Origin of the sequence: Kineococcus siccus (assembly GCF_009906795.1) — a bacterium.
Classification (GTDB): Bacteria; Actinomycetota; Actinomycetes; order Actinomycetales; family Kineococcaceae; genus Kineococcus; species Kineococcus siccus.
This window is the reverse complement of record NZ_JAAALN010000229.1, coordinates 1-6381: the sequence shown is the minus strand read 5'-3', so window position 1 is coordinate 6381 and position 6381 is coordinate 1. Positions and strand designations below refer to the sequence as shown.

At 77.0% G+C, this 6381-nt stretch carries 5 protein-coding genes and 1 riboswitch; of the genes, 4 read left to right on the top strand and 1 reads right to left on the bottom strand.

Going from position 1 to position 6381, the window contains the following annotated elements; translation table 11 throughout:
• Positions 1–132: 132 nt before the first annotated feature.
• Complete coding sequence (locus GTR02_RS18655) at positions 133–897, bottom strand: hypothetical protein (protein WP_166608984.1); 765 nt, start codon at positions 895–897, stop codon at positions 133–135.
• Between the two features lie 200 nt (positions 898–1097).
• Positions 1098–1189: riboswitch (SAM riboswitch) on the top strand.
• Here GTR02_RS18655 and GTR02_RS18650 point away from each other — a divergent pair.
• From GTR02_RS18650 to GTR02_RS18635, 4 genes are all read left to right on the top strand, one after another.
• Complete coding sequence (locus GTR02_RS18650; protein WP_166608983.1) at positions 1166–2215, top strand: methylenetetrahydrofolate reductase; 1050 nt, start codon at positions 1166–1168, stop codon at positions 2213–2215. (Overlaps the previous riboswitch by 24 nt.)
• A complete protein-coding gene (gene metE / locus GTR02_RS18645) occupies positions 2212–4569 on the top strand; it encodes a 5-methyltetrahydropteroyltriglutamate--homocysteine S-methyltransferase (RefSeq protein WP_166608982.1) in 2358 nt (785 codons plus the stop codon). The genes GTR02_RS18650 and metE overlap by 4 nt, the downstream gene beginning before the upstream one ends.
• A gap of 99 nt (positions 4570–4668) precedes the next feature.
• Positions 4669–5052 carry a hypothetical protein gene (locus tag GTR02_RS18640; RefSeq protein WP_166608981.1) on the top strand — a complete coding sequence of 128 codons (384 nt, stop codon included), beginning with the start codon at positions 4669–4671 and terminating at the stop codon, positions 5050–5052.
• Between the two features lie 31 nt (positions 5053–5083).
• Complete coding sequence (locus GTR02_RS18635) at positions 5084–6334, top strand: amidohydrolase (RefSeq protein WP_338073919.1); 1251 nt, start codon at positions 5084–5086, stop codon at positions 6332–6334.
• Positions 6335–6381: the final 47 nt, after the last annotated feature.

The window sequence follows — 6381 nt, the reverse complement described above, 5'->3', positions numbered from 1 at the left end:
GCTGGGTGGCGCTCACGGTGACCTCCTCGTCGGGCCGGGTCCTCGGTGTCCGGTCGACCCCGACAGCCCGGCGGTGAGGAGGGCGACGCTAGCCGCTGTCCACAGGCGCGGCACAGCCGACGCACCGCGGCGTCAGGGCAGGCGGACCTGCGCGGGGCGGCGCCGGGACGCGTGCGTCGTCACGGCGCCGAGGAACAGCACCGCGCCGACGGCCTCGAGCGTCTCCTCCACGGCCGTGACCCCCGCGTACGGCACGCTGGCGGTCCGCACCCACTGCGTGGTGGTCGTCCGCGGGGCGGCGCCGGGCTCCAGCTGGGTCGTCGTCGTCGTCACCGGCACCCCGACGCGGTCGGCCGTCACGCCGCCCACGAGCTCCATGCCGACCGCGCCGCCGACGTACACCCCGCCGGCCAGGACGAACGCCCGGCGCGTCGCGGCGGGCAGGGCGAGCAGGAACCGCAGGAACAGCAGGCCGACCACGACGACGACCGGGACGGCCACCACGACCCACGAGAACCGCAGGGCGCCGGAGAGGTCGAGGGCGGCGCGGAGCGGACCCGTCAGCCGTTCGTGCAGCGAGGTGAGCTCGTCGGCCGAGAGGAACCCGAAGACGAGCGACAGGGCGCGCCAGTGCCGGTGCCAGGGCGAGCCCGCGGCCCGCTCGGCCGAGGCCAGCGCCCACAGCCGCGCGGCCGCGGCGGCGAGCAGCAGGGTCGAGAACCAGGCGGGCAGCCCGGCCTCCCGGTCGACGTCCAGCAGCGGTTCGAGGCCCTGCAGCGCCGTGACGCCCCCGAGCAGCCGCAGCGCCTGCAGCCCGACGCTGACCACGGCCAGGGCGAGCGCGGCGGCCAGCAGGACCGCCGTCCAGCGCCCCGGCAGCCGCGTCGCGCGGAGCACCTCGCGCGCCGAGCTCCGCGCGGGGGCCGCACCCGCCGGCGGCGGAGCGACCCGATGACCGCGAGGTGAACGACGGATGAGCACGCGGTGATGATGCCAGGCGAACGGGTGGTCGTCCGGTCGCGGGCTCACGTCGGGCGGCCACGGTGCCGACACGCTGAGTGGTCGACGTCCTCCGCCCCGGCGGTTAGCATCGACCACCACCATCCAGAGCGGTCGAGAGTCCTGGCTCACTGACGCCGCAGCAACCCCCCGAGCCCGGGCGAGGGTGCTAACGCCAGGTCGATGGAGCACTCATGAGGTCCACGTCCCCTCGTCCCGAGCGCCGCGACCCCTCGCGGGGTGTGCTGCGGTGACCCTCGCCCCTCTCCTGCAGAGGGGTCCGGGTCGCCCGACGATCAGCTTCGAGCTCTTCCCGCCGCGTTCGCGCGACGGCGAGGACACGGTGCGCCGCACCGTGTCCGCTCTCGCTGACGTCTGCCCGGACTTCTTCTCGGTCACCTACGGCGCCTCGGGGTCCACCCGCGGGGCCAGCCTGGGCCTGCTGGCCCACGTCCTCGCGGAGACGCCCGTCGCCGCCGTGGCCCACCTGACCTGCGTCGGGGCGAGCCGCCGCGAGGTCGTCGAGACCGCGTCCGCCGTCCTCGCCACCGGGGTCCGCAACGTGCTCGCCCTGCGCGGGGACCCGCCCGCCGGGGCCGGTCCGTGGCGGCCGCACGCCGACGGGGTGGACCGCGCCTGCGACCTCGTCGAGCTGCTGCAGGTGGTCGAACGGCGGCGGCTCGCGCTGCGCGGCGGCTCCCGCCCCGTGGACGAGGGACCGCTGAGCCTGGCCGTGGCGGCCTTCCCCACGAGCGGAGCCGGCGCGGACCTCCTCGCCCTGCGCGCCAAGCAGGACGCCGGCGCCGACTTCGCGATCGCCCAGGTCTGCTACGACGCAGCGGAGTTCGCGGGGTTCGTCGCCCGGGCCCGCGCCGCGGGCATCACCCTGCCGATCCTGCCGGGGATCATCCCGACCACCGACCCCGCGCGGCTGCTGCGCCTGCAGCAGCTGACCGGCGTCGTGGTGCCGCGGGAGCTGCTGGCCCGGCTGGAGTCCGCGCAGGAGCACGGGGACGCCGCCCGCCACCGCGAGGGCGTGCGCCTGACCCGGGCCTTCGCGCAGCGGCTCCTCGACGACGGCGCGCCCGGGCTGCACCTCTACACGTTCAACTCCCACCACGCCGCGCTGGACGTGCTCGAGGGCCTGGCCCTGGGCGCCCGGACCGCGGTCCCCGACGAACGCGCCGCGCTCGCGGCAGGACGAGGCCGACGATGACCGCGACGAGGACCGACAGCACCGCGACCACCACGGCCGGCTGGGCGGCCACGGTCCTCGGCTACCCGCGCATCGGGCCGCGCCGGGAGAGCAAGCGGGCCCTCGAGGCGCTGTGGGCCGGGCGCGCCGACCCCGCGCAGACGGAGGCGGCGCTGGCGGCCGTGCGCACCCGCACCCTGCGGCGGCTGAACGCCCTCGGCCTGCACGCCCACGACGCGTCGATCCCCACGCCGTCCACCTCCTACGACCAGGTCCTCGACGCGGCGCTCGCCGTCGGCGCGGTGCCACCGCGCTTCGCCGACGTCGTCGGCGCCGACGGCCGGGTCGACCTCGCGGGCGTCGCCACGATCGCCCGCGGTCGCGGTGCGGACGCGCCGCTGGAGATGACGAAGTGGTTCGACACCAACTACCACCACCTCGTCCCCGAGATCGCGCCGGACACCCGGTTCTCCTTCGCCGACGACCGCGGGGTGCGCGAGTTCTCCGAGGCGCTGGCCGAGGGCTACCTCACGCGACCCGTCGTCGTCGGGCCCGTCACGTTCCTGCTGCTGGCGAAGGCGGCCACGGGCAGCCCCGCGGGGTTCCGTCCGCTCGACCGCCTCGACGACCTGCTCCCCGCCTACGCGGACCTCCTGAGCGCCTACGCCGCAGCGGGTGCGGCGTGGGTCCAGCTGGACGAACCCGCCCTGGTGAGCGACTCGGCGACCGCCGGGCTGCCGGGCCTGGCCGACGCCGTGACCCGCGCGTGCGCCACGCTCGCGGCGGTGCGGCCGGGGCCGTCGCTGCTCGTCGCGGCGCCCTACGGCGACCTGGGCGAGGCGCTCGGCTGGATCGCGGGCACCGACGTCGCGGGCGTCGCCCTCGACCTGGTCCGCGGCGGGCGGCCCGTCGCGGGCACGGAGGGGCTGCGGGACAAGGTGGTCGTGGGCGGGGTGGTCGACGGGCACAACGTCTGGCGCACCGACCTCGCCCCCGCGCTGGCGACGCTGCACGACCTGCAGGGCGTCGCGGGGCACGTGGTGGCCGGGACGTCGACGTCGCTGCTGCACGTGCCCCACGACGTCGCCGACGAACCGCAGCTCGACGAGCGGCTGCGCGGCTGGCTGGCCTTCGCGGACCAGAAGGTCGCGGAGGTCGTCACGCTGGGCACCGCCCTGCGCGACCCGGCGGCCGTCGCGGACGTCGTCGCCGCGTCGTCCTCGGCCCGCGCCGACCGGCTGAGCGCCCCCGGCGTCGTGCGCCCGGAGGTCCGCGAGCGCCTCGCCGGCCTGAGCGAATCGGCGTTCTCCCGCAACGAGTACGCGATCCGGCGCGCCGTGCAGGAGGAGGCGCTCGGCCTACCCGTGCTGCCCACCACGACGATCGGGTCGTTCCCGCAGACCCCGGAGATCCGGCGTGCCCGGGCAGCGGCCGCGCGGGGGGACCTGGCGCCGACGGAGTACGAGACGTTCCTGCGCGCGGAGATCGAGCGCGTCGTCCGGTTGCAGGAGGACCTGGGCCTGGACGTCCTCGTGCACGGGGAACCCGAGCGCAACGACATGGTGCAGTACTTCGCCGAGAACCTCGACGGGTTCGCCGTCACGGCCGACGGGTGGGTCCAGAGCTACGGCACGCGCTGCGTGCGCCCGCCGATCCTGTTCGGCGACGTCACCCGCCTCGCCCCGATCACGGTGCCCTGGAGCGCCTACACCGCCTCGCTCACGCCGAAGCCGGTGAAGGGGATGCTGACGGGCCCCGTGACGATCCTCGCGTGGTCCTTCGTGCGCGACGACCAGCCGCTGGGCGACACGGCCCGGCAGGTGGCGCTGGCGCTGCGCGACGAGATCGCCGACCTCGAGGCGGCGGGCATCTCCATCGTCCAGGTGGACGAACCCGCGCTGCGGGAACTCCTGCCGCTGCGCACGATCGACCAGCCCGCGTACCTGCGCTGGTCGGTGGAGTCGTTCCGGCTCGCGACGTCCGGGGTGGCCGACGCGACCCAGGTCCACACGCACCTGTGCTACTCGGAGTTCGGCGAGGTGATCGGCGCGATCGACGGCCTGGACGCCGACGTCACGAGCATCGAGGCGGCCCGCTCGCGCATGGAGGTGCTCCCGGACATCGCGGCGGCGGGTCTCGCGCGCGGCATCGGTCCCGGCGTCTACGACATCCACTCGCCCCGCGTCCCCGGCGTCGCGGAGGTCACGGAGCTCCTGCGCCTCGCGGTCGGGTCGGTCTCCGCGCGCCAGCTGTGGGTGAACCCCGACTGCGGGCTGAAGACCCGCGGCTACTCCGAGACGGAGCAGTCGCTGCGCCACCTCGTCGCGGCGGCCCGCACCGTGCGCGAGGAGCTGGCGGCCACGCCCGTCCGCTGAGCACCCGCGCCCGGCGACCCCGGCCCCCGCCCGGCGAGCGGGGAGCGTTCGCGGAGAGGGGGCGTTCAAGGAGCGGGGCCGTCCTGCCGAACCACCGGCATGACCCGCCACCGCGTCCGCACCGCTCTGCTCGCCGTCGCCGGGGCGGGGCTGCTCGGCGGCTGCGCGCTGCCGGCCACGGCCACCGGGCCGGCCGCCGCGCCCCGGAGCGCCGAGGTCGCCACGGCCGGCCCCGCCGCGGTGCGCCCGGCGCCCGAGCACGCCTTCGTGCACCCGCTCTACCGGCCGCGGGCCGCGGCGGGAGCCACCGCGGGGGCCGCACCGGGTGCCGAGGGCCGGCCCGGGAGCGGGACCGGTGACGTGCTGGGCTCCGGCGACGTGCTGGGCCCCGGCGACGTGCTGGGCCCCGGCGACGTGCTCGAGCCCGGTGACGTGGTCGCCGTGCCCAGGACCGCGCCGCGGGCGGTGTTCCGGCCCCTCTGAGGCTCGCGGGCGCCTCTGCGAAGCTGGGCCCGTGCCTCACCAGACCCCGGAGCCGGCTGCCCCGCGCGACGTCGCGCTCGTCGGGGGCCGCGTCCTGCGCCTCACGCCGGAGTGGGCGGGAGAGCACGAGGACGTCACGGTCCTGCTGCGCGGCGGGCGGATCGCGGCGGTCGGCGCGGACGTCGAGGTCCCGGCCGGCGCCGAGGTGGTCGACGTCGCCGGCCACTGGGTCCTGCCGGGGTTCGTCGAGGCCCACACCCACCTCGGCGTGCACGCCGAGGGCGAGGGGTGGCACGGCGCGGACGTCAACGAGAAGGGCTCGCCCGGCGCCCGGCTGCGCTCGCTCGACGGCCTGGACCCCGCCGACCGCGGGTTCGCCGACGCCCTCGCGGGCGGGGTGACGACCGCGATGATCCTGCCCGGGTCGGGCAACGTCGTCGGCGGCCAGACGGCCGCCGTGAAGACGTGGGGGCGCACGGTCGAGGAGATGCTGCTCCGGGCCCCCGTCGGCGTGAAGAGCGCGCTGGGCGAGAACCCCAAGCGCGGCGGCGGCTCCGCCCCGACCACGCGCATGGGCGTCGCGGCCCACCTGCGCGACGCCTTCTCCGCCGCCCAGCGCTACGCGGCCCGGCGCGCCCGGGCCGTCGCGGCCGGGGACCCGCTCGACCCGCCCGTCGACGCCGAGCGCGACCAGGAGGTGCTGGCGCGCGTGCTGGCGGGGGAGCTGGTGTGGCAGCAGCACGCGCACCGGGCCGACGACATCGCCACGGCCGTCCGGCTGGCGGAGGAGTTCGGCTACGCGCTCGTGCTCAACCACGTCACCGAGGGCCACCTGGTCGCCGGCATGCTCGCCGAGCGCGGGCTGCCCGCCGTCGTGGGTCCGCTGCTGACCTCCCGCTCTAAGCCGGAGCTGCGCCAGCGCTCGATCGCGGTGCCCGGCGTCCTCGCCGCGGCCGGTGTCCGGGTGGCGCTGACCACCGACCACCCCGTCGTGCCGATCCAGTTCCTCGCCCTGTCCGCGACGCTGGCCGTCAAGGAGGGTCTCGACCGCGACGAGGCGCTGCGTGCGCTCACGGTGAACCCGGCGCGCATCCTGCGGCTGGACGACCGGGTGGGCTCGCTCGCGCCGGGTCTCGACGCCGACGTCGTCGTCTGGTCCGGCGACCCGCTGGACGTCATGTCCCGCGCCGTGCGCGTCTTCGTGGGCGGCCGGCAGGTCTACGCGTGGGCCGACGGCGTCGGGACCGTGGCCGACCCGGGCACGGGGGCCGGGCCGGGCTGAGCCGGCCCCCCTCGTCCGGGACCGCCTCGGTCGGCCCCGGCCGCCCC